This is a genomic window from Luteolibacter pohnpeiensis (genome assembly GCF_016595435.1).
Lineage (GTDB): Bacteria > Verrucomicrobiota > Verrucomicrobiia > Verrucomicrobiales > Akkermansiaceae > Luteolibacter > Luteolibacter pohnpeiensis.
Window position 1 is genome coordinate 17858 of sequence record NZ_JAENIJ010000027.1, and the last position, 19786, is coordinate 37643.

16 protein-coding genes and 2 pseudogenes are annotated in these 19786 nt (G+C 46.3%); 14 read left to right on the plus strand and 4 right to left on the minus strand.

Annotated elements, in window-relative coordinates; genetic code table 11:
• Positions 1-85 precede the first annotated feature (85 nt).
• The 4 genes from JIN85_RS15170 (at position 86) to JIN85_RS15185 (ending at position 2997) form a co-directional block, all read left to right on the plus strand.
• Positions 86-538, plus strand: a complete 453-nt coding sequence (locus JIN85_RS15170; RefSeq protein ID WP_200272242.1) for a hypothetical protein — start codon at positions 86-88, stop codon at positions 536-538.
• The gene (locus JIN85_RS15175) at positions 535-1236 is read left to right on the plus strand and encodes an ABC transporter ATP-binding protein (protein ID WP_200272244.1); all 702 of its coding nucleotides are present in this window, start codon (positions 535-537) and stop codon (positions 1234-1236) included. Before JIN85_RS15170 ends, JIN85_RS15175 begins: the two co-directional genes overlap by 4 nt.
• A gap of 41 nt (positions 1237-1277) precedes the next feature.
• The gene (locus JIN85_RS15180) at positions 1278-2483 is read left to right on the plus strand and encodes an ABC transporter permease (RefSeq protein WP_200272246.1); all 1206 of its coding nucleotides are present in this window, start codon (positions 1278-1280) and stop codon (positions 2481-2483) included.
• Positions 2484-2547: 64 nt separating this feature from the next.
• Positions 2548-2997, plus strand: a complete 450-nt coding sequence (locus JIN85_RS15185) for a DUF3299 domain-containing protein (RefSeq protein ID WP_200272248.1) — start codon at positions 2548-2550, stop codon at positions 2995-2997.
• Here JIN85_RS15185 and JIN85_RS15190 read toward each other — a convergent pair.
• The 3 genes from JIN85_RS15190 to JIN85_RS15200 all read right to left on the minus strand — a co-directional run bounded on the left by JIN85_RS15190 (position 2990) and on the right by JIN85_RS15200 (position 5654).
• On the minus strand, positions 2990-3766 hold the full coding sequence (locus JIN85_RS15190; protein ID WP_200272250.1) for a hypothetical protein: 777 nt from the start codon (positions 3764-3766) through the stop codon (positions 2990-2992). The two genes, JIN85_RS15185 and JIN85_RS15190, sit on opposite strands and share 8 nt — an antisense overlap.
• Positions 3767-4107: 341 nt before the next feature.
• Positions 4108-4674 carry a TetR/AcrR family transcriptional regulator gene (locus JIN85_RS15195; RefSeq protein WP_200272252.1) on the minus strand — a complete coding sequence of 189 codons (567 nt, stop codon included), beginning with the start codon at positions 4672-4674 and terminating at the stop codon, positions 4108-4110.
• 14 nt (positions 4675-4688) lie between these two features.
• On the minus strand, positions 4689-5654 hold the full coding sequence (locus JIN85_RS15200; RefSeq protein WP_200272254.1) for an SDR family NAD(P)-dependent oxidoreductase: 966 nt from the start codon (positions 5652-5654) through the stop codon (positions 4689-4691).
• Positions 5655-6331: 677 nt separating this feature from the next.
• Here JIN85_RS15200 and JIN85_RS15205 point away from each other — a divergent pair.
• The 4 genes from JIN85_RS15205 to JIN85_RS15220 all read left to right on the plus strand — a co-directional run bounded on the left by JIN85_RS15205 (position 6332) and on the right by JIN85_RS15220 (position 8678).
• Positions 6332-6541: a hypothetical protein gene (locus JIN85_RS15205; RefSeq protein WP_200272256.1), complete on the plus strand. Its 210-nt coding sequence runs from the start codon at positions 6332-6334 to the stop codon at positions 6539-6541.
• Positions 6542-6635: 94 nt separating this feature from the next.
• Entirely contained in the window at positions 6636-7205 is a 570-nt protein-coding gene (locus JIN85_RS15210; RefSeq protein WP_200272258.1) for a DUF6362 family protein, read from the plus strand.
• 149 nt (positions 7206-7354) lie between these two features.
• Positions 7355-7624 carry a hypothetical protein gene (locus tag JIN85_RS15215; RefSeq protein ID WP_200272260.1) on the plus strand — a complete coding sequence of 90 codons (270 nt, stop codon included), beginning with the start codon at positions 7355-7357 and terminating at the stop codon, positions 7622-7624.
• 136 nt (positions 7625-7760) lie between these two features.
• On the plus strand, positions 7761-8678 hold the full coding sequence (locus tag JIN85_RS15220) for an ArdC family protein (protein ID WP_200272262.1): 918 nt from the start codon (positions 7761-7763) through the stop codon (positions 8676-8678).
• Between the two features lie 162 nt (positions 8679-8840).
• Here JIN85_RS15220 and JIN85_RS15225 read toward each other — a convergent pair whose 3' ends face one another.
• The gene (locus JIN85_RS15225) at positions 8841-10106 is read right to left on the minus strand and encodes a tyrosine-type recombinase/integrase (protein WP_200272264.1); all 1266 of its coding nucleotides are present in this window, start codon (positions 10104-10106) and stop codon (positions 8841-8843) included.
• A gap of 574 nt (positions 10107-10680) precedes the next feature.
• Between JIN85_RS15225 and JIN85_RS22315 the strand changes: the two genes are divergently transcribed.
• From JIN85_RS22315 to JIN85_RS15250, 6 genes and pseudogenes are all read left to right on the plus strand, one after another.
• The gene (locus tag JIN85_RS22315; protein WP_425494632.1) at positions 10681-10989 is read left to right on the plus strand and encodes a plasmid mobilization protein; all 309 of its coding nucleotides are present in this window, start codon (positions 10681-10683) and stop codon (positions 10987-10989) included.
• Positions 10989-11546 (plus strand): relaxase/mobilization nuclease domain-containing protein, encoded by a 558-nt coding sequence (locus JIN85_RS15230; RefSeq protein ID WP_200272266.1) that lies wholly within the window; start codon positions 10989-10991, stop codon positions 11544-11546. Before JIN85_RS22315 ends, JIN85_RS15230 begins: the two co-directional genes overlap by 1 nt.
• A 657-nt stretch (positions 11547-12203) precedes the next feature.
• Positions 12204-12340: pseudogene (locus JIN85_RS21425) on the plus strand (transposase); the annotation flags it as partial.
• 263 nt (positions 12341-12603) lie between these two features.
• Positions 12604-12717, plus strand: a pseudogene (locus JIN85_RS15240) (IS5 family transposase); the annotation flags it as partial.
• A gap of 448 nt (positions 12718-13165) precedes the next feature.
• Positions 13166-18808: a PA14 domain-containing protein gene (locus JIN85_RS15245; protein ID WP_200272270.1), complete on the plus strand. Its 5643-nt coding sequence runs from the start codon at positions 13166-13168 to the stop codon at positions 18806-18808.
• A gap of 32 nt (positions 18809-18840) precedes the next feature.
• Complete coding sequence (locus JIN85_RS15250) at positions 18841-19773, plus strand: hypothetical protein (RefSeq protein ID WP_200272272.1); 933 nt, start codon at positions 18841-18843, stop codon at positions 19771-19773.
• Positions 19774-19786 lie beyond the last annotated feature (13 nt).

The window sequence follows — 19786 nt, forward strand, 5'->3', positions numbered from 1 at the left end:
ACTTGCAAAAAATGTGCGTTAATGTCTGCTGAGTCCAGTTGCGAAACGCACTTAGTCTAAAAAATGAACCTCAGAAAGTAGTCTAATGAATTCAAAAAAAATGCATCTACCTTTGGCAGTGGTCGTCTTTTTCTGTTTAGCGTCTATTGGCTTCTCTGAAGAGGTCGTAAAATGGCCGAATCTCAGAAAATTGGATGAAGTCGCAGAGAAGTGTGAAGCTTTAAGCGAGATTAAAGATATTAAAGCATTACGAAATATAGCAACTACAGCCAAATTAGCTTCAGAGGCTGTGGAAAAAGACAAGATTCCTGCAAACGCTAAAGATCCTCATAAAATAAAAACACTTCAGTCTGATCTTAAGAGTTTAACGGATCTCTTGGACCATCCTGCTACTCAGGATGGCGAAGAAGTGATGGACCTCTTGGCTGGTATTCATCCGATTGTTGAACAGTTAATGGAAGCGGCTGGGATGCCACATGTACACGAAGCAAAGCCGCAACAAAATCATGGCGATGCCAACAAAATCATTTCGCGATGAACAACAGTATTAATACGGTTGAAATCCGAGATTGTGGTTTGATTTTAGGACATTCAGGACAGGAAGTTGTAGAGTTTCGCCTCCCAGAATTTCAACTGAAAGCGCGTGAGCAAGTTGCCTTAACTGGACCAAGCGGCTGTGGCAAATCCACTTTGTTAAATCTCGTTTCAGGTTTAAAGCGGCCTGATGCAGGTGAAATCCATGTCGCGGGCCGAAGGATCGATGAGCTTAGTACAGCACGAATGGATGCTTTTCGAGGCCGGGAAATAGGTTTCGTATTTCAAGGGTTCAGTTTGTTGGGACCTTTCACTGCACTTGAAAATGTTGCGATTGGACTCCGTTTTGGCTCAAGGCCCGCAGTCACAGAACGATCGGAAAGAGCATATCAGTTGCTGGAAAAAGTTGGCTTGAAAGACCGCATAAACTCCCGTCCGGATCAGCTTTCGATGGGTGAGCGTCAGCGAGTTGCAATTGCAAGGGCCTTATCAAACCGGCCACAACTTCTACTTGCTGATGAGCCTACCGCTGCTTTAGACCCTGATACTGCGTCCGTGGTATTTGATTTGATCCGCTCAGTATGCCATGAAGAAAACTGCGCACTTCTCTTTGTAACACATGATTCCATGCTCGCCACGAAGCTGCCCAGGCAGTTCGATTGCCGTGGCTTAGTTCATACTCGGAAGGAGGTAGCCGCGTGAGCTTGTGGAAAATGGCTTGGCGATACCTCTGGAGTCGGCGATTGGTTACGATTTTGACTCTTGCTGGAATCACTCTGGGAGTTGCCTTGATTTCATCCGTATTAACTTTGCGCCGTCAGAGTGAGACGAGTTTTTCAAAAGAAAGTGGTCAGTATGACTTGGTCGTTGGTGCTAAAGGTAGTCCTTTACAACTTGTCCTCAGTAGCATCTATCAACTTGATATTCCTACAGGAAATATCCCTTATTCGAGGTACCTAGCGTTGAAAAAAGACCGCCGGATTTCAATGGCTATTCCGGTGGGATTGGGGGATAATTATCATGGATTCAGAATTATCGGCACAGAACCAAGCTTATTCGATTTAACCGATCGTGGCGACATTAATAAAAAACTATTCTCTTTCCGAGAAGGACGTTCATTTCAACAAGATCTTGAGGCAGTCATAGGTGCTGATGTCGCACGCCAGAGCGGGCTTAAAATCGGTGATTCATTTGTCGGGACCCATGGATTGGTTTCGACTGCAGGATCTTCCCAACACACTGACTTTCCTTATCGAGTTGTAGGGATTCTGAATTCTAGTGGAATGTCTACAGATCGAGGAATCTATGTTAGTCTGTCCTCTGTCTGGAGAATCCATGAAAAAGAAGCTGAGATACATGCCAAGCTTGCTGGTATTGATCCTGTAAAAGGCCTCAGTGAAAATCGTGAAGTTACTGCTGTTCTATTGAGACTTAAAGCCGTTGGAATGAGACTATGGATGACGCAAGAAATTCAAAAGCGAACTGAATCCATGGCGGCGATTCCAGTAAATGAATTGCATAGGCTCTTTGTCCGGATTCTCGAACCAGTTCAGAACGCGCTCCTTGGTATCGCCTGCTTAGTGGTTTTGGTATCGGCACTCACAATCGTAGCCACCTTCTATCAAGCTGCGGAGAGGCGCCGAGCCGATCTCGCGATTATGAGAGCATTAGGAGCTCATCGGAGAGAAATTCTGGCACTGGTTTTAACGGAAGCACTTATTCTTACCGTGCTTGGCATCGGCTTTGGTATGCTATTAGGGCACGGTGGTCTTTATGCCGCGAATCAATCCTTACGAAATTTATGGGGAGTTTCCATCCACCCTTATGAATTGGATCGATCTGAACTTTACTCACTCTCTATCATTGCTGTTGGTGGGATCATTGCTGGCCTTCTGCCTGCTATCCTCGCCTATAGAAGAGAGCCTACTGATGATTTGTCAAAATCTTAAAATTGTATAAATTATTTATTGAATATTTGACTTGAAAAATACTTTTATAATCCGTGTTATGAAGATGATGAAAATTACCTATATTATGGGTTGTTTGCCCCTATTGTTGTCTAATGTGTCTGCGAAAGCCAATGATGGTAGCGTGAAAATTGTTACTTTTAAACTCTTGGGTCTCGGTTCACATCCTGACGGAAGACCACCAATTTACCCCCGATCGATTAATGAACTGGCAGGGAAAAAAGTTAAAATAACTGGTTTTGTGTCTCCATATGATGATCCGAATCATATGATTAAATTGATGCTTACAGAGGGTGCGGTTGGTTGTTTTTTCTGTAATCCTCCAGAAGAAAATGGTGTTGTCCTGGTGAGGTTTCCGAAAAATGCAAAACCGTTAAAATGGGATAGTGATACGCTTACAATCGAAGGTGTTTTTCATCTTATGGGAAGTGATAAAAATGATGATGAGTCTAATGGTTTCATGTATATTATAGATGATGCTCGGGTGGTTAAATGATTGATGTGTTGTGAAATGTATCTTCGGATATAGCATTGCGTAATCTGTAAAATCCTCTTTTGTTTGATTGGATCAGCTTGCGCCAAATTGGCTTTCGTTTGAAGAGATTGGATAGTGTATAGCTCTGTGATCCAACTTCTGCTAATAATTGTTTGCCGTTGCACCACGGATGATTGTCTTTACCTGCTTGATAAAGAATTTCTAGTGCTTTTGCCTGCATTGAACCGAAATGATATTGTTTTCCTTCTAAATGAATTGAACGGAAGCTGGGTGTAAAAGTTGAATTATGAGCTATTTTATCTGTAATCAGCTGTAGGTTCCTATTAGAATTGATACTTCCGGAAAGTGCTTGCTCAAATTTAAGCCGATCTCGTTCCAATATCATGAGGTCATCTGGCATGACTGCAATGTCGTCAGCGGAATCCGGTAGGATGTAATTCAAATTATTGTAGGTATCATGAAATTCCCGAAGTCGAATGGTGCCCATACGAAAGAGTCGATGACAATGCTCTTTGGAAAGCTCAGTGTATCCCTCCCAATGGTGCATTCTTACTGATTCTGTTTGTCGGTTTGTTTTATTTCGCTCTATGACGCTCATGACGGGAAGCCAGACGTGAGCAGTTAGGTATCCAGAACTCAGCCAATGCCTGACCTCGATATCATCGACCTTCCAGTGCATGCCAACTTCACGAAGTGTGAGCCAGGTTCGCTTTGGTATTTTCAGGGACATATTGCACTCCTTTTTCAGCTTATGTGCACACCCCTCCATTTATCCGGAGGATAAAATCCCCGAAACAGATCGAGGTGTCAATGGCGAGGGCGATGTAAACCAACTGGCTTCAACGGATTTGAGGCGATCTGTACGATTCCCGCTGCTTGTACAGGCTCCATTGCACACTCCGGTATGGGAAACGAGGTGAGTTATTACCCAAATGAGGCAGATTCGTGCTTAGCGACTGGAATATTTGAAGTATTTTATAGTTACTGCAGATGATGGCACTATAGGGCACATCCAACATCCAGCAACTTCAGATTCCGTCAAAGCGGCATTGGTAATCATTTGATTTTCAATAGCCGATTTTTCACGAGGTGAGGTTGCCGGATGTGCCCTTAAGAAATCGAGGATTTGGCGATGATCAGACTTACCAGTAGCTTCATTCCGTCACGAACTCCCAACTGGCCTTTCTCGATGTTGACTCTGCCGTTGTCCTCTTGGGTTTTCAGCCCCTGTAGCGTTGCAAGCATAATGCCGGCGAGCGAGGCATCCGGGATAGCTCCTTGCTGACTGTTCTCCCGGGTTTGCGTGACGATAGCACAGAAGGAGTCGAACGCCATGCGTGCACCGCGCGCCAGATCCTCAGTCATCTCGACTGTCGTCATATCTGCCGCAAAAAGAAGGTGATATCGGTCCGGGTATGTGACGCTGTATTCAATAATGATATCGAGTGCCTGTTCCAGCTTCACCAGAGGATGATTGGTTTGAGTCTCGTGCAAATGATCCAGTCGCTCGGTCAATGTGAAGAACTCTTCGGCGGCTACCGCTGCAAGCAAGGCTTTTCGGCTCTTGAAGTGCTTATACGAGGCATTGTGAGATAGGCCGCACAGATGCCCGACCGCCCGCATGGTCACAGCGTTCTCGCCCCCCGTATCCAGAAGTTCTCGCGCGGAATCGATCAACCTTTGTGGGGTGCTTAACTCAGCAACTGCGGCTCTTCTTCGGTGGTCAGCTTTACTAATGTTTTTGTCTGGTCCCATAGTTGTTGCGCTTTTTCACCATCATAAGACACGCGGGATGATCTCGCCTCGATCAATCGTCCGTTGCTTGACTGAAGATATTTACCGGAATCATCCGCATATTGTTTTTCGACGGCGATGTCAGCAAGTCTGTTTCCGGAAAATTCGAGAGACCCCGTTGTCACACCCGCGTGTGCAACTAGCCATTTTACGGGCGGGAGTCTGAAAAATGCCTGAAGGGGCAGGGGGAGATTTCGTATCAGTCCTGTTTCCGGAATTGCACCCGGGTCATAGGCTATGGAGGCAATATGGCTTTCCGATTTTCGCAGGCGTCGGTGCAACTCATAAGCCATCATCACCATACAGAGTTTGGAGGTCGAGTAATGTCTGCCGCCAGCCAGCGGTTTCTGGCCATCCTTGCCGTCATGGGCTAGAGCGAACGCATCCGGTTCAGCGGCTCGTCCTACCATTTTGCCGTCCATCGTGTCGGGATCGTGGGTTCCACTGACTACTAAAAGGATGCGGCCCTTGGGAGCAATCGCGTCACATAACAACTCAGTTAGCAAGAAGTGTCCGAGATAGTTTGTGGCGAAAGTCTTCTCATAGCCGTCCTCGCTGTACGACACAGGACCGCTAGAAGAAACACCCGCGTTGCAGATGAGCGCTTGAAGTGTTCCGCATAGATGCTCCGATAGGATGTCCCGCACGATCTCAGAGGCTACCCTGACCGACCTCATAGATGAAGTGTCTAACTGAATTGTCCAAACTTTGACCCCGTAACTGCGTAATTTTTCTGCGGCGGGTTTCATTCGTTCCATGCTTCGTCCGGCCAGGATAAGATCTTTCCGGTGATGACACGCTAGGCGTTCCGCACATTGGAATCCAATGCCGGTATGGCCTCCAGTAATAAGAACTATGGGCATAATAGGTTTTCAGGGTAGCAATTTAATTTTCCGTTTGATGATTAGTCCGTCTGGTTGACGGCGTCAACCTAAATGTTTATTTTAAACACGAGATGATAGCCTAACAAGCGCGTGCTCGGGTGGGCAGCTTGAACATTTTGATCAAGAGCGGAGACGCCAACGCTTGTCATAATTAAGCTGAGCTACCTACAAAGATGAATGCCTCCGGCGAAACGGAGTTTAGGTATGTCTTCTCCGATAGCGAAAAAAATGACAAACATGGCCGCTACTCTACTACCGCGAGGCAGGGGAGAAGCTTTGGAAGAAAGTCACCGGCGACCTCATGTGCCGGATGCTCAATGGGGAGTCGAAACCTCACCCTTTTCGATCGTCGAAAACATCGAATATGGCGGCGAAGCTTACTCCATTGGCTTTTTTGGTCCCTTTCTAGTTCCGTAGGTAGTGCTATTAAGCATTCGCACTGGCTTGACTCTTTGGCACTGCTTGCTGAATTGAACTACCTCGAGGAAATGGACCACTTCTTGAGCTAGTTGTTTGAATTTAAAATCTGCACCGATCGCTAAACTTGAGTTTGAGCATGCCGATTTACACTCAACGGACACCAGGTTAGCACCACGCCTGCACCTACTGATGTGTCCCATGCTGTGCATGATCAATACGAACAGAAAGGAACGATCATGACAGATACGATTGTTAATTATGAAGACATTGAAAAGACCCCTGCGGCTGAATTACTTGAGCTGAGCCATGAGCAACTCGATGCCTTGATAAAAAGAGCTGAGCGGGCAGCATACCGAGCTGATACGGTGGTTCATTGGCTCCGTGGCATCAAGGTGGAGAAAACATTTCGGGAAGCTGGAAACCGTAACCATGGAGGTGCTCAATGAATGACTTTCGAAAATCACCTCGTTCTTCACTTGCTGGAATGCTCGGAAGATCAGCGTTGAGTGAAGAGGAAATTGCTGACCTGCGGAAGAAAGCATGGCATCAACAATCCTTACTCATCGTGAATGCGGCAGATTCAAGACTTTCGTCAGTAGAGCAATTCCGCTTAAGGCAAATCGCACAACGTCTTTATGGGGGAGGAACTGGCAAATGAAAATTCTACCAACGTTGTATTGGAATGAGAAGATTGTGATGGGTTATCTCATCCAGGCAGCATCGATCCATCGTCGGCAACCAGAGCCTCGGGTGGCTGGCTATCATACCTTATGGCCGCCAATGCTCCGTGATGATTGGGAACGCCTCTATGACATCATCCATGGACCATTTCGCATGGGGCCTCCGATGCCTGCGGAAGTTACGTATTCGGAAAGAGTGATGGAGTGGCTTGGCCTTTTTGATCGGTCTCGCCAGCAAATCATCTGGATGCGTGCCAATCGTATTCCATGGAAAATTCTCGTGGATGAATTTGACCGGAGCAAAGTCTCTCTCTGGCGTGATTTGAGTGAGAGCTTGTCGGTTATCAAATATCATCTCAACCGAATTGATCCTAAAGGAGACGATTTCAAAGCGTTAAGAAGTCGAGCCTGGAGTGTTTCAACACCATGAAACAAATTGGCTGAAACACTTTTCCTATTTTTAGGGTAGGATCATTGTAGTTTGGAAGAAATCCCGCTGTGGGATTCAACCGCGAAGCCTCCGGCACCCATTCGGTGCCGGAGGCTTTTCATTTTTACATCGTAAGAAAGGAAAGAACGATGACTCAACGAACCCAAAACGGTCCACTCGAAACCCTTCGAGACGGATTCCTCAAAGTCACTCTATGGCGCAACGACGGTGAGAAAGGGCCCTATTTTACTGCCAGCTTTTCAAAAACCTACGAAAAAGACGGAGAGTTGCACGACGGCCACAGTTTCCATAGTTCGGACTTATTGGCTATTTCCGAACTTGCCCGTCAGGCCTACGCCAAGATCCGGAGACACCGTACTTCGGTTGGCAAAGAGAGAGCTGGGAATCCAGAACCCTAGGAAGATCAAATGATCTAAAAAACTTCGGTCATCGTTCGAGCCGATGTGATCCAGCAATCAAGTCGAGTTTTGAAGCGACCCGCATGCCCTACCGGCATTCGGGTCGTTTTATTTTTGCGAGCAAAAGGAGACAAAAATGAAGAAGCATGCGCCGACAGGCGAAAAATCGGGCTTATCTGCCGTCTATCAACGTGTAACTCAACGGATTCTTGATAAATTGGAGGAGGGGGTTGTGCCTTGGCACTCTCCGCATACTGCGACGGTAGGATTTCCCTGCAATTTCCAATCCCAAAACTTGTATCGGGGCATCAACGTGATGTTGTTGGCGATGGCTGGCTACACTTCGCCATATTTTCTAACCTATCGCCAAGCCTTGGAGATGGGAGGGCAGGTGAGACGTGGTGAATCTGGCTATCCAGTGATCAAGTATGGTTCCTATAAAAGGCAAGACCAAGAGGACGATGAGAAACCCAATCTCTATCTACGCCTCTATACCGTCTTCAATGCCTGCCAAATCGATGGCATTAATTTTCCGGAACCAGAACCGCAACCATTTACTCCGTCGCAGCGAGTAGGAGTGGCGAAGAGCTTGGTCGAAGGGATGGTTAATCCACCTGTCATCCACGAAGGTAGATCGGTTCGAACCTGTTACGATCCACGATCGGATGAAATCGAAATCCCGAACCGTTCCTACTTTGAAAATGAGGAAAGGTTTTACAAAAGTTTATTTCACGAATTGGTCCATGCAACTGGATCGTCGAAACGCTTGGCGCGCAAATCCCTCATCGATAATAAAGGGCGTCTTGCCGGTAATCGTGTGGTTTACTCCAAGGAAGAGCTTGTCGCCGAGCTTGGGACGGCTTTTGTTTGTGCCCATGCGGGGATCGTCATGGACGACCACGATCATTCAGCGTCCTACATCCAGTCCTGGCTTCGTGTTCTCCAAAGTTCCGATAACCGTCGATGGTTAATTGAGGCTGCCGCACATGCCCAACGAGCTGCAGACTATCTGATCGGCTACACTGCGGAAGGAGAGTCTCATGGACCGAACTGAAGAGCTACGTAAGGAAGTGGAGCGTCTCAAATCTCTGGTCGAGATTTATGAAACTCGAATGTTAACCAAACAGGAGGTGGCGAAACGTCTTGGAATGACCGTGTCCTGGCTCGATAACAGTCAAAGCGAAAAAGCCGTGCGACTTCGTTCTCTAGGTATCCGCTATGGCCGTAGCCATTCATCGCCAGTGCGATTCCCTGCTGCAGCGGTTACCAAGCTCTGTTTGGAAAATGAAGATCCGGGAACTCCGTGGGAACCCTCCAGCCCATCGATATGATCTGCCCACCATTGCATCAATTGTCGACGCTCAGGTAAGTATTCGGCATGATTGTAGGCGGCACGCACTCGATTGCGTTCCGTGTGTGCCAGTTGGCGCTCGATTACGTCGCGATTGAAGCCATTTTCGTTGAGGATGGTCGAAGCAGTAGCTCGAAAACCGTGCGCTGTCGCTTTGCCTTTGTAGCCCATTCGATGCAAACCACGCAGCAAACTATCGGGGTGCATCGGGACAGCTGGGTTTTTATAACTCGGCAGTAGGAAATCTCCTTCACCATGTATCTGGTGTAGCTGGGCAAGCAGATCCTTTACTTGTCGTGAAAGGGGAACGATGTGCTCAGTGCGCATTTTCATCCGATGAGCAGGGATCCGCCATAAGCTCTCCTGCAAGTCGAACTCCGACCAGCGGGCATGACAAAGTTCCTGAGGTCGGACAAAGGTCAAAGTTGTTAGCTTCAGGGCAATCTGAGTTTGGGTGTGGCCAGGATAGTGGCTGAGCTTGGCAAGGAAATCTGGAAGATCCTTTTCCCTAAGATAGGCGTGGTTCTTCGAGCGATGCGTGGCGATGGCTCCGCCCAGATCTCGAGCGATATCACGTTCCAGGTAGCCGCATGCGATGGCGTAGCGGAAAATCTGGCTGCACCATTGTCGGGTGCGTTCAGCCGTATAAGCTGAGCCTCGATCCTCAATGGACCTTATGGCCAACAACAATTCTGGCGCGGTCAATGATTTTGCTGGAGAACGCCCGAGCTTGGGAAACAAGTCGTTTTCAAGCACGCTTTGGATGCGGGTCCTGTGTTTTAGAGAAAGATGGCTGACTCGTTTCTCAAGCCACTCCCGAGCGATGGCTTCGAAACTGTTATCGACCTGAATTTGTTCGATGAGCTTCTGTTTTTGTTTTTCATGAGCCGGGTCCATTCCATTTGCTAGCTTTTTGCGTGCTTCGTCCCGTTTGCTTCTTGCGAGCTTCAGAGAAACATCCGGATAGACCCCGATGGCGAGGGTTTTATATTTGCCGTGAATGCGATAGTTCATGCGCCAATATTTTCCTCCGTTGGGTTTGATGAGAAGATAAAGGCCATTTCCGTCGGAAGCTTTGTAAGGTTTTGCTTGAGGAGGAAAGGAACGGCAGGTTTTGTCATTGAGTCGCATGTTGGGGGTATCTCCTGTGGTTGGTTGCGAGGTCCCCCTTATAATACCCCCAAAAGCGATCGGAGTACAAGAATCTGATTATAAAAATATAGAAGAGATACATCAAGGAAAGTGAAGGTTAGCAAGGGATATGTAGAAAAACGTAGACATGTGGATAAGTAAAATTGGAGGCACGGACCGGAGTCGATTCCATCCTCTAAGTCTCTGACGAAGTATGCAAAAACTGCATAATCCACAAAAGATACCCTCAAAAATACCCTCACCTTCTTTGATTTACTGCGTTTTACCAGCGATCGCTGAAAAGCGTTCATATTTGCCAAAGAAAGGATTCTTATGTTCAATACTATAACTTCATCTTGGCAGTTACTCCATTGCTATCTGTATACACAAATGGTGTCGGTGCTAACCAGCGTGCAGGCAAGATGTGTATCGGTAAACCGATACGATCTTGGCAAGGAGGCGGCTGCCCGCCCCTCCATTGCATCCTCCAGGGATCAGAAATTTATTGTAGTCACTACGAATTTTAGAGAGGTGTGTCATTCCTAGACCAGCTTCACCCAGACACCAAAAGAAGGTGCGTGTCGTCAGTTTTCGTACCACGCGCTCAGAATATGCGCGCTTGGAGTTTAACTCGGCCGCGACGCTGATTCAAATCAATCAGATCGCTCGGGACCGAGTACTCGGTCAAGCGATCCATCCCGTCATTGAAATCGTCCCGAAAGTAGATCCATCGCTAATCCAAGAAATCCATTATATCGGGCACAACCTGAATCAATTGGTAAAGAATGCTCACATATTCGGTATAGTTTCACCGGACGTGGAAGCCTTGTGTTTGCGGATTGAACATTTGATCAATCGTGCCATCGCTGAGGATATTGACTAATGGTGCCATTTATCACCAAAGGTGGTGAAAGCTTTCGTCGTGCATGGGCCTACTTTTGTCACGACAAAGGAGCTCCATCATCCGATCGTGTTGAATGGATTGAATATCGCAATCTAATGACCGACTCCCCAAGCACGGCATGGAAAATGATGGAATACACCTATCGGTCGCGCAACCACTTAAAAACTGTGGCGGGAAGGGGAAAAGGAGGGCGGAATGTCACCAAGCCATGTATTTCCTATTCCTTATCCTGGCATCCTGATGAAACACCCGATAGAAATGAAATGTTGTCCGCTGCTGTAGCGACACTTGAAGCCTTGGAAATCCAGGACCATCAAGCGATGATTATCTGTCATAACGATGAACCTCATCCACATGTTCATATAGTGGTTAATCGAATTCATCCTCTTACTGGCCTGGCCGCGACGATGGCAAACTCAAAACGCAAGCTTTCAGCGTTTGCGTTAGATTATGAACAGCATCATGGGGTGATTCTATGTCAGGAGCGAGTACAAATTACTAATTTAAGAAAAAAGGAAAGTCGACTTGAGTTTTAATAATACGAGTTATTTGTAAGATGTGATTTATATTTTATTTTTATTACATGTCTATAGGCTTATGGGGCGATCGGAATTTATAAGCGCATTTTAAACTGTAAGCGATTAAAGCTTCATGACGCAATTATTGTTTATTGCATTATTATGTATTGAAGTGTAATATGAATATCATTATAATAAATAATGTCACCCATGAGGATGTATTATCAGATAGCCAGTAAAGAGTAAATTTATAATTAGGTATTTTATGCTTTTCGTAATCGGTAATCATAATTACAAGCAATAAATTAGAGACTGCGAAAAAATACTAAATGATCAAATTTTGATATGCAATCTGTTTCTTGGTTATAGAAAAAATACGGAATGTCAAGTTATCTGTGTAGTCTAACAGATTTGGAGTGGGAGAGATACTTCGCCCGCTTCTTCCTGCCCGCAACTCAATGTACTAGCAGGATTGGCCACCAGAACACTCCTCCAAGACCATCATCAATGGCATTATTTATATCATTCGCACGGGCCGAACGTGGAAATTTATGTCCAACGACCTTCCCATTGGAAAACCGGATATCATTATTTACGTTCGTGGCCGAAGCCGGAACTTTCGGAAAAGATCCGCTATGCAGTGCGTGACAAGGTCCAGATTGCCAGCGAGAAAAAAGCTCAACCGCAGAAATTGCCGATAGCCAAAGCGTTCGCACAGCTAGCCAAACCGGTTGAAGTGGGTAAGAAAATTACAGGGAGAAAGAGACATATTCTGGTAGATACGCTTGGCAACATACTTATGGGCACATCCGACAACCTCACATCGTAAAAAATCGGCTATTGAAAATCAAATGATTACAAATGCCGCTTTGACGGAATCTGGAGTTGCCGGATGTGCCCTTATGCTCAAGATGACTGCAGCAGATGTTCAGAACAGGGATGGAGTCCGTCTTTTCTTTGCTCTGCTGACCTATGCGTTCGACTGGCTCCTGTTGATTTGGGTGGACGGAAGATACTCAGCAAAACTTGAGCAGGATGACGCTGAGATACCCCGAGATCGTCGGATAAACTTTAGATCGTTAAGCGGAGCGATGATGTCAAAGGATTCAAAGTCCTGCCGAAACGTTGGATCGTGGAAATGACTTTCTGTTGGTTGATCCAATCGCGTAGGCTGGTGAGGGATTTTGACGTAAAAGTCAACTACTCCGAATTGATAATATATCCATCCATAAGTAAATGGATGCACAAGTAACTCGCCCGTTGATCCATTTTACAGACAGCCTCTTAGATCCTAGGGGGCTGACCCAGCCCCTATTGACAAGTTTAAGCGGGAGCCGTTTTACGCGTGGACTAGCTATGGAACGATGGATTGAGCTGACGGCGTCTTGCTCGATCAAAGTAGTTTTAGAACTTCGATGTTTTACATGCTGGGGGATGTTTTTACGGAGATCCTTGTAAAGGCCATATAATTCCGATGAATCACCCATCGCGTAGTTTTCAGGGGGATTTTTATCAATGCTTCCCGTTGATAATGAGCAAGTTGCATATTTTCACATCTTTGTGCTAAAAAATGGAGACGGCATTACAAAAATTGTCTATTACAATTTAAAATTTAAAAATTTTTGACGAATTGTTAGATGTCTAGTTTGTATGCAGCCGTGTTTTATTTAAACATGATCCTAAAAAAGTGCTTCATAACTGCTTGTGTTGGAGCTATTCTTGCCAGTGTGGAGACCTCAACAGCAGGAGAGGTTGGGAAACTTAGTCGAGAGCTGTGGTTGGGTGTTTCTGGCACTTCGACGGCTGGATTATATGAAAATCCTGTTCTTTTTGAAGCACCCGATACGAAGGATCTCGTTGATTCGGATTCTATCCCGGCGAACCTTGGTGACAATTATATCCAGCGGTTGCGTGGATATTTGAAACCTGCAGTTACTGGGAATTACACATTTTGGATCTCTTCAGATGATTATTCTGAATTGTGGCTTTCAACCTCAGAATCAAAATTTGACAGGACAAAAATTGCTTTCCTTGCCGGTGCTTCGAATGTGGATGCTTGGGATGATCAGGCGAGTCAAATGTCGATCACGATTACCTTGCAAGCTGGGCAGTCGTATTTTCTAGAAGTTCTTCACAAGGAAGGGGCAGTATCAGATCACGTTGAATTGGCCTGGCAAATCGCTGGGGGAACTCGAGAGCTTATTCCTGCAGCCAATATGGAATCATTTACTGTCGATTCCAATGATCTGAATGAGAACGAGTTACCTGATGATTGGGAAACGCAATTTGGCTTGAATACAGCGTCATCGGCAGATCAAGGGGCATTGGCTGATCCGGATCACGACGGTTTTTCTAACTATGTCGAAGCTGGTCTGGGTTCGGACCCATTGACTCATAGCCGTATACCAGGTGTTTTAACCATGGAAACCTGGAATGATATTGGTGGAGCAAGAGTTGAGGATCTTACATGGAATCCACGTTTTTCAAAAAAACCAGATAGCATTGATTATGTGACATCAGCAGCTACTCCAACGGATCGTGCAGAAAATTTCGGTAGTCGGTTGCGCGGCTTGATAACTGCTCCTACGACTGGCGATTACACGTTCTACATCTCTGGTGATGATAACTGCGAGTTGTGGCTTTCAGGGAATGAAAGTCAATTCAGTAAAGTCAAGATTGCTGGGATGTATGGCTCTAGCAACGTAGAACAGTGGGATAAGTATGTAAGTCAAGAATCTCTGACCGTTTCACTAACGGCTGGAGAAAGCTACTACATTGAGGCTATCTTAAAGGAATCAAAGTTTGGTGACCATATGGAAATCGGCTGGAAAACGCCTGGCGCAACATCTGTAAGCGTGATTCCAGGTAGTTCACTTTCAAGCTATGCGTATGATTTAGACGATCCGGATGGTGATGGAATGCCCACAGCTTGGGAATCTGCGCACGGACTAGATCCGATGAGTGCGATAGGGGATGATGGCGCAGCGGGAGACCCAGATCAGGATGGGATTCAGAATTTATTGGAATATGAATTTAACTCTGATCCATTCAGTATTAATTCTATCGCCGGGGGGATGACTCGTGAGGTATGGAGAAATGTAACGGAGTCAGACATTGATGAATTCCGATCAACTTCCCGTTATTGGGGAATGGTGGATGATCTTTCTGTTTTTAATGGTGCATTATCACCAGTTAATGACGGTTCGAACTTTATTGCTAGAGGGCGGGCTTGGCTGACAGCACCCGCTACAGGAGACTATACTTTTTGGATTGCTTCTGATGATGATAGCGAACTTTGGCTCTCGCCTACATCATCAAAATTCGGACGAGTCAAGATCGCTTACGTCAGTGGGGCTACCGGCCAGCAAAATTGGGATTCGAATGCATCGCAACAATCGGCTACGGTTCATTTGGTCGAAGGTGAGAGTTACTTTTTAGAAGTATTGCATAAAGAGGGTGGGGGAGATGATCACTTTTCCATTGCATGGCAAATTCCAGGCGGGAGCCGTGAAGTTATCCCTTCATCAGCATTGAATTCGTACACGTTCGATCCAGATGATGTGGATCGAGATGAATTATCTGACACGTGGGAGGCGGTCTACGGTTTTAGCCTTACTGATAACGGGACATACTATCCAGATCAGCATCCAGCGGCAGACCCTGATGGTGATGGAGTTCCAAACTATCTCGAGAGTCTAGCAAATGTAAGTCCGTTCAAATGGAGCCGGGAAGCTGGAGGATTAACCCTGGATACATGGGACGATCTCAATGGTGTTGCCGTTTCCCAACTTACACAAAGTGAGCGCTTTCCACTCTATCCGGATCATTCCCAATTGGTTACTTCGGCAAGGACACCTCAAAACCAAGGCGATAATTTTGCATCACGAATGAGAGGGGTTGTAATACCACCGGTTACAGGAGACTACACGTTTTATTTGTCTAGTGATGACCATGGGGAGCTCTGGCTTTCAACCAACGAGAGTCAATTTTCGAAACAGAAGATTGCTTGGGTTGATGGGGCCTCAGGAGTCGAACAGTGGGATTTATACCCCACTCAAATGTCCACTACCATCACACTGCAGGCTGGGCAAAAATATTACATTGAAGCACTTACCAAAGAATCCATTGGTAATGACCATATGGAGATTGGGTGGCTGATACCCGGAACATCGGCAGTTGAGGTTATCGATGGGCAATACCTTGAGGGTCACTGCCGCGATGCTGAAGATCCTGACGGCGATGAGTTACCAACCTCATGGGAACAACAGTATGGATTTGATCCGATGAGCCCAGCTAGCTCACTTGAGACCAATCGAGATCCTGACATGGACGGGATTCCAAACTGGCTGGAATATCAAAATGACACAGACCCACTATCAAGTGGCGTTATATCAGGGGCATTACTGCGTGAAGTTTGGACGAATGTGCAGGTTGATACCTTACAGCAATTTGTCCAAAGCGAAGCTTATTATCAGGCTCCCCAAGAAACAAGCTTACTATTTGGTGCAGAGGCTCAATATGATTCAGGTGATGATTATGTAGAACGACTTCGAGGAGCTTTGATCGCTCCAGTTACAGGTGATTATACATTTTGGATCTCGAGTGATGACCATGGAGAGCTTTGGCTTTCTTCAAACTCATCAAAATTTGGTCGTAGAAAAATCGCATCTTGTATCTGGACTGCAAGTGGACAGAACTGGGATAGTCAGCCTTATCAGAAATCTGAGACAATTCATCTAGAAGCAGGTCAACACTATTTCATCGAAGCATTGCATCAGGATGTTTCCGGCGGTGATCATCTCGAGATTGCCTGGCAGGTGCCTGGTAGTAGCCGAGAGCTCATTCCGTCCAGCGCACTCCAAACCTTCCTTTCTGATCCGAATGATCAGGATCACAATGAGCTACCAGACGATTGGGAATCCACCTATGGATTTACTGGGATGGTTGGCGGTGAATATTCACCACTGGCAGATCCAGATGGTGATGGCATTCCAAACTGGGCAGAAGCATTAGCAGGTGGTGACCCTTTCCACAGTGGATCAATATCAGGATTCCTGTCGTTCGAACGATGGAACGATATGCCTTACTACTCCTTGCATGAAACTGTCGCGTCGGAGAAGTTTTATGGCGCTCCTGATGAAACAGGTGTATTGTCTGATGGAACAACCGGAATCATGGCTGGCGAGTATTTTGCAAGTCGTGCGAGAGGCTATATCGAAGTGCCTGTTACCGGGAGCTATGAATTTTGGATAGGGGCGAATACATCTGCAGAACTTTGGTTATCTACGGATCATACAAAATATGCCAAACAGCGCATTGCCAGATTGGATTCAGATATCGGTAGTGGTCACGGCATCAACTGGGCTGATGCTGGAGCGCCATGGGATTTATTCAGCTTCCAACGTAGTGAACCGATACAACTTGAAGCGGGCCAGAAGTATTATATCGAAGTGGATCATCAGCGTGGGCACAGTATTTTAGCTCATTTCAGTATCGGCTGGGCACGCGATGGCGGTGACCGGACGTTGGTGCCTTCTTCAGCGCTTTCTACCTATGTGCAAGAAGCCGAGGACGCGGACGACGACTTCTTGCCTGACGCTTGGGAAGTTTCCACTGGTCTTGATCCAGTGGATAATGGACGTCTAGATTTGGTTCACCAAGGGGAACGTGGAGATTTCGATGAAGATGGGATTACCAACCGCGAAGAGTATCTACTCGGCACGAATCCTTGCTTAAAAGATACTGATGGCGATGGAGTCTCGGATTACGATGAATTACATACTTACGGGACTTCTCCGACGAGTTCCAATTTAATTACTGAAACGGAGGTCTCAGCTCCTACGTTAACAAACTACAATGCAGCAGGAACTACAGGTGTTTGGCAGGTCATTGATGGCGGGCTGATTGGAGATTCATTCCGTGGCACCATTGAGTGGAATTTTACAGTTCCACAAGATGGGTGGTGGTTCGTGGAGGTCGCTGGACGACTTCGGGGTAACCTGCGTCAAAGCGAAGATTTGGACCTTGGTGTTCAGATTGATAATGCCACGATGGCTCCACAAACCATGGAGTTTTTGAATGGCCAGGCATCTGCGCTGAAGGTGTTGACGCCATATTTACAAGCAGGCACCCATACCTTCAAACTTGATATTCGCAATGAAATTGGTCGTAGAACTTTCCAAATACAAAGTCTCCGAGTTTTCGATGCTAGTGGATTTGATAGTGATCTCAACGGTAGGCCAGACTGGCTCGATACTCAGTTGACAACAGCTAATACGGTTGAAAATATATCGTCCGAAAGCTATGTTTCACCACTGTTTGTGGAAGGCCATGCTCGTTATAGAGGTGCCACCTCCATAAGCGCGGCTACGTCATCAGTCATCGTCAATCGTGGATTGGGTGATCTTCACTGGTATGCGAATGCTCCACTGGAATCTACTGGATCAACTACGATTGAAATACTTCAGGAAGGGGAAACTCAATCTCATGGAGTGAGCTGGGAGAGATGGAACGTTCTTGATGGTAATTCTATTACAATTCGGTTGGGGGACTCCTTAAAGTTGGGCGGCTGGATTGCAGAAGGTGATACAGGTACTGTAACCCTTACTCTAGATGGCGTGACACAGACTATCGATGCCGACTCCTCATATGTTCATCAATTTACTTCGGTTGGAACTTATACAGTCAATGCTGAACATTCCAGTTCCGTCACAGGCGCATGTGTAGTGAATGTGGTTGATGCCGATTTCGGCAGTCCTATGGCATTTTATTCTGATACCCCGACCTGGAGGAGTTTTCCGGATGTTGCATCATCGCTAAGCGTGGATTCAGAGCCTAGCCTGCTGATTGATGACGCCATTGCAGAAGGGGATGGACAGAGACTATATTTCCGTCCATTACGATCCGGCACGCACGTGGTAGCTGCTAGGATTGGTTCCGATGGGCCAATTGTTGCCCTTGGGACGATTCCTACTGTAGGTGTATCAGATGCACTTCGTAATGATGCAGCAGTCTATATTGGATCAACTGAGGATGGTTACCGTGTTCTTAGAACCCCGATTGTGGTGACAGATATCCAACCTGGATGGACGGTTGTTATCACCATTTCAAGAGCGGGTGTCACTTTCCTGGATGGCACTACCGAATTGACGCTTACCTATGAAGATTTTGTCAACGGGGTAGCTTACGTTGACTTTAGGTATCCCCCGGACATGGAAGGTGGGTATTGCCACTACACTGACGTATATGATGAGGAGGGGCGTAATTTGGGGCGTCGTTGATTTCATTCAGGAGGAACAAAATTTCATAACGGATGAAAAGAAAATATCTCATTGCGTCTTTATCGATATTAGCAATTGGAACAATCTGCATTGTAGGGTGGAGGCTATCTGATGGGCAAAAATACCCCGTCGCGAAAACTGCGAATAAGAATGGTGCCGAAAAGCACAATTCTGAGTCTGTAGTCCCAACTAAGCCTAGCGCAATCGAGACAATAACGAATGCTTCATTGGATTGGGAACAGCGGGTTCAAGCAGTTAGGGATTTGCCAATCCAACTTGAAGCAAGTCAGATTGAGCAGCTATTTGCCTATCTTGAGCAGCCAACCCCCAAAGACAAAGAGTCTTTTTACCTTGTATGCAATGAAATCATGGAGGTGCTTCGCAAGCGTCGTCTAGCTCCGGATGAGTATTCAATCAATCTGATGAAACTAATTGAGTCTCCATCAGCGAATCCTCTGATAAGAGACTATGCCGTACAGCATTTAGCGCAGTGGATTTCAGGAATGGATACATTTGCGATGGAAAGTAATCGTGAGTTAGCAAGTCAAACTTTCGACGCTATGTTAGTAGAAGTGAATGATCCAGCTAATTATGGATTGACGATGACCGGAACCACTCTTTCTTCTCTGGCGGATGCAGTCAATAAAGGGAATCCAGACTTGGCAGACAAGAGAGAGGCTCTCGGAGATGTCTGCATGGCGATTATCCAGAAAGATGATTACTCAGCTGTTAATCGCTCTACTGCGATTCAGGTGGCCGCTAGATTGGATACTCCTGGTCTAGGCGCCATCTGCAAGACGATCGCCGCGAATGATTCTGCTCCTGTAGACCTTCGCTTGAGCTCCATAGCTGGAATCGGTCTTGTAGGCGGATCTGAAGATATTGAATTTCTGAAAACCTACGCAGATCAAAATGTTTTTAAATATGCTGTAGCTGGAGCGCTGAAGCGGTTGGCTAGCAAATAATAAATTTGTAATT